Source organism: Nocardioides sp. P5_C9_2 (assembly GCF_054049555.1).
In genome coordinates this window covers 1-4,055 of the sequence record NZ_JBFUMD010000367.1, presented here as the reverse complement: position 1 = coordinate 4,055, position 4,055 = coordinate 1, and the positions used below count along the sequence as shown (strand labels likewise).

Annotated in this window: 5 protein-coding genes; all 5 read left to right on the top strand. The window is 71.6% G+C overall.

What is annotated here, in order from left to right; all coding sequences use genetic code 11:
- Window positions 1–141: 141 nt before the first annotated feature.
- The gene (gene rplM, locus ACXJKL_RS16175) at window positions 142–585 is read left to right on the top strand and encodes a 50S ribosomal protein L13 (RefSeq protein ID WP_457208051.1); all 444 of its coding nucleotides are present in this window, start codon (window positions 142–144) and stop codon (window positions 583–585) included.
- Window positions 586–605: 20 nt separating this feature from the next.
- A complete protein-coding gene (rpsI, locus tag ACXJKL_RS16170; RefSeq protein WP_457208050.1) occupies window positions 606–1,112 on the top strand; it encodes a 30S ribosomal protein S9 in 507 nt (168 codons plus the stop codon).
- Window positions 1,113–1,131: 19 nt separating this feature from the next.
- A complete protein-coding gene (glmM, locus tag ACXJKL_RS16165; RefSeq protein ID WP_457208049.1) occupies window positions 1,132–2,478 on the top strand; it encodes a phosphoglucosamine mutase in 1,347 nt (448 codons plus the stop codon).
- A 57-nt stretch (window positions 2,479–2,535) separates the two neighbouring features.
- Complete coding sequence (locus ACXJKL_RS16160; RefSeq protein WP_457208048.1) at window positions 2,536–3,534, top strand: N-acetyltransferase family protein; 999 nt, start codon at window positions 2,536–2,538, stop codon at window positions 3,532–3,534.
- A gap of 181 nt (window positions 3,535–3,715) precedes the next feature.
- Window positions 3,716–4,055, top strand: a 340-nt coding sequence (locus ACXJKL_RS16155) for a hypothetical protein (protein WP_457208047.1), incomplete at its 3' end; no start/stop codon positions are given.

The following is a 4,055-nucleotide window of genomic DNA, read 5'->3' as shown; positions in this document are numbered from 1 at the left end:
CTCCTGCCGCGCTCCGGTCCGCACGGACCGAGGGTGCAGACCCGGACGATCATGAGCCGGGCAGTGTTCGTCAGAGGCCGCTGCAGCACACCGGGTGGGACATCTCCCTCCCGGACCTACGAACGAGAACGGGATACAGCCGTGCGCACGTACAGCCCCAAGCCCGCTGACATCCAGCGAGAGTGGCTCGTCATCGACGCCACCGACGTGGTCCTGGGACGCCTCGCCGTCCAGACCGCCAATCTCCTCCGCGGCAAGCACAAGCCGACCTTCGCCCCGCACATGGACATGGGTGACTTCGTCATCATCGTCAATGCGGACAAGGTCGCCCTCTCGGGCAACAAGAAGGTCACCAAGCTGGCCTACCGCCACTCGGGCTACCCGGGCGGTCTGTCCGCCACGCCCTTCGGCGAGCTGCTCGAGAAGGACGCCCGCAAGGCCATCGAGAAGGCTGTCTGGGGCATGYTCCCCAAGAACAAGCTCGGCCGCCAGGTGCTGAAGAAGCTCAAGGTGTACGCCGGCCCGAACCACCCCCACGCGGCCCAGCAGGCCATCCCGTTCGAGATCTCCCAGGTCTCCCAGTAATCCCGATCGAGGACTCATCAATGACTGACAACATCGAGAGCACCGAGGTCGAGGAGACCTTCGAGACCAACGCCGAGGGCGTTGCCTACAGCTCCGAGAGCTCCCCGTCCGCCGACACCCCCGCCCGCCCGGCGACCATCGCGCCCGCCGGCGCCACCGGTCGTCGCAAGGAGGCCGTCGCCCGCGTCCGGATCGTTCCGGGCACCGGCGAGATCACGGTCAACGGCCGCTCGCTCGACAGCTACTTCCCCAACAAGCTGCACCAGCAGATCGTGAACGAGCCGTTCACCAGCCTGCAGCTCGAGGGCCGCTTCGACGTGATCGCCCGCCTGCACGGTGGCGGCATCGCCGGTCAGGCCGGGGCCCTGCGCCTCGGCATCGCCCGGTCGCTCAACGCCGTGGACGAGGAGGCCAACCGCGCCACGCTCAAGAAGGCCGGGCTGCTCACGCGTGACGCCCGCGCCGTCGAGCGCAAGAAGGCCGGTCTCAAGAAGGCCCGCAAGGCTTCGCAGTTCTCGAAGCGCTGATCGTGTGACGTCGAGCTCCATGTCTCGACTCTTCGGCACGGACGGGGTCCGGGGCCTGGCGAACGCCTCCTTGACGGCGGAGCTGGCCCTGGACCTGTCCGTGGCCGCGGCCCATGTCCTGGCCGACCGCGGAGAGTTCGCGGGGCACCGTCCCCGCGCCGTGGTGGGTCGGGACACGCGCATCTCCGGACAGTTCCTCGAGGCGGCCGTGGTCGCCGGGCTGGCCTCCGCCGGTGTCGACGTGCTGCTGCTCGGCGTCCTGCCGACCCCGGGCGTGGCGCACCTGACCGACAAGCTCGGCGTCGACCTCGGCGTCATGCTGTCGGCCTCGCACAACCCGATGCCCGACAACGGCATCAAGTTCCTCGCCCGCGGCGGGCACAAGCTCGACGACGCCATCGAGGTCGCCATCGAGCGACGGATGCGCGAGGAGTGGCGACGCCCCACGGGTGGCGACGTCGGTCGGGTCACGACGTACGACGCCGCGGTCACCGACTACGCCGCCCACCTCGTCGGCGCGACGACCAGGCCCCTGGAGGGTCTCAAGGTCGTCCTCGACTGCGCGGAGGGCGCGGCCTACCAAGCCGGGCCGCTGGCCCTGCGCGAGGCCGGCGCCGAGGTGATCGCCATCCATGCGTCCCCCGACGGACTCAACATCAACGACAACTGCGGCTCGACGCACCTCGGCTCGCTGCAGCGTGCGGTCGTCGAGCACGGTGCCGCCGCCGGCTTCGGCCTCGACGGTGACTCGGACCGCTGCCTGGCCGTCGACCACGAGGGCAACATCGTCGACGGGGACCAGATCCTCGCCGTCCTCGCGCTGGCCATGCGCGACGAGGGACGCCTCGCCAAGGACACCGTCGTGGCGACGGTGATGAGCAACCTCGGCTTCGTGCAGGCGCTGCGCGGGGCCGGCATCGGCGTACGCCAGACCAAGGTCGGCGACCGCTACGTCCTCGAGGCGATGAAGGTCTCCGGCTACTCACTCGGTGGTGAGCAGTCGGGGCACGTGATCCTCTCCGACCACGCCACCACCGGCGACGGGATCCTGACCGCGCTCAAGGTGCTCGAGCGGATGGCGGCCACGGGACAGTCGCTCCAGCAGCTGGCCGGCGTGATGATCCGCCTCCCGCAGGTGCTCGTCAACGTCCCCGACGTCGACAAGGCCCGCACCGACGACGACGCCGTGCTCGCCGCGGCGGTCGCGGAGGAGGAGGCCGCGCTCGGTGACACCGRCCGGATCCTGCTGCGCCCCTCGGGCACCGAGGCCCTCGTGCGCGTCATGGTGGAGGCGCCGACCTCCGAGCTCGCGCACTCCGTCGCGCACCGGCTCGCCGACGTGGTCAAGCGCCAGCTCGCCCTCTGAGCGGCCGGCCCGGAAACTGCGTCGCACGCTGCGGGTCGCTGGCCTAGGGTCGCCGCCGTGAGCATCGAGATCCGGCCCGTCGACCCGCACGACGAGGCCGCCCTGCGGGTGTGGTGGGAGGTCGGTGCCGCCGCTACCGCCGAGCGCCCCGGCCACCCGTGGCCGGCATGGGAGGTCAGCCGCACCGCGCTGCCCGCGGACAACCCGGAGCGCGACAGCACGCTTCTCGGGGCCTTCGACGGCCCCGCGATGGTCGGGTCGGCGCTGCTCCTGACCCCGCTGAAGGAGAACCTGCACACCGCCTCGTCCGACCTCTACGTCCTGCCGACCCGTCGTCGCGAGGGCATCGGCACGCGCCTGCTGACCGAGGTGGAGTCCCGGGCGGTGGCGAGGGGCCGCACCACGCTGCAGGGCGAGGCCTTCGTGCCGCCGGGGGAGAGTGGGCCGTCCGAGGCGTTCGCCCTGGCGAGGGGGTGGCTCGTCGCGAGCAGGGAGGGCTTCAAGGAGCTGGTGCTCGACGAGTACGCCGCCCGGCGTGACGACCTCGTCGCCGGGATCGGTGACCGGGCCGGCGGCTACCGCATCGTCACCTTCGACACGGTGTGTCCCGACGAGCACGTCGAGTCCTTCGGCCGGCTGCTCGGGATGCTGATCTCCGAGATCCCGCTGGGCGACCTTGACCTCGCGGACTCCGAGTGGCCCTCGGCACGGCTGCGCGCCGCCGAGGCGCGCCTCGTGTCGATCGGCCGGCACGTGCTCACCGCGCTGGCGATCGGTCCCGACGGGGAGGTCGCGGGCTCCAGCGACGTCCGCGTCAACGACGCCGACCCCACCCACGGGCAGGTCGGGGTCACCCTCGTCGCCCCGGCCCACCGGGGCCACCGCCTGGGACTCGCGCTCAAGGTCGCCACCCACGACCTCGCCCGCGCGTCGTACCCGCAGTGCGTCTCGGTCGACACCTGCAACGCCGAGGTCAACGCGCACATGAACGCGGTCAACGAGGCGCTCGGCTACCGCAGCATCGAGACGCTGCTGGAGCTGCAGAAGGTCCGCTGAGGCCCCTCCCGGCCAACGTCATGGGAAGCGGCTGCCCTGGCGACGACCTTCCATGACGTTGTCGCGCGGCTCCGCGGGACGGTGGGCCACGTGGTGTCCACAGGCGGTGCTGAGCGATGTCCCCTCCACCGCGAGGACGTCGAGGAAGGTCCTGGGGCACGGACCGCCCGAGGCTTGCCGCATGGACGGGGACGACACGCTACGACGATCGCGCAGCGGGCCCGGCGATCGTGACCGCATCCTGGGCGACGTACGCCGGCTGGCCGAGGGGCAGGGCGACGTGGTGTCGCGTCGACAGCTCTATGCCCTGGGCATGACGCGCGGGGAGGTGCGCGCCCAGGTGCGGGCGCGACGCTGGCAGCGGGTGTGGAGCCGGTCGCTCTGCGTCCACACGGGCGAGGTGTCGGCGAAGGGACGCTGGTGGGCTGCGACCTTCGAGGGCGGGAGTCGGGCCGTGCTCGACGGTGCCTCGTCGCTGATCGCCTCCGGGCTGACCGGCTATGACTGCGCGACCCTCCGGG

Bases quoted from the DNA above. Each gene is read 5' to 3' on its own strand.
- rpsI (WP_457208050.1), top strand. From the start codon at position 606: ATGACTGACAACATCGAGAGCACCGAGGTCGAGGAGACCTTCGAGACC.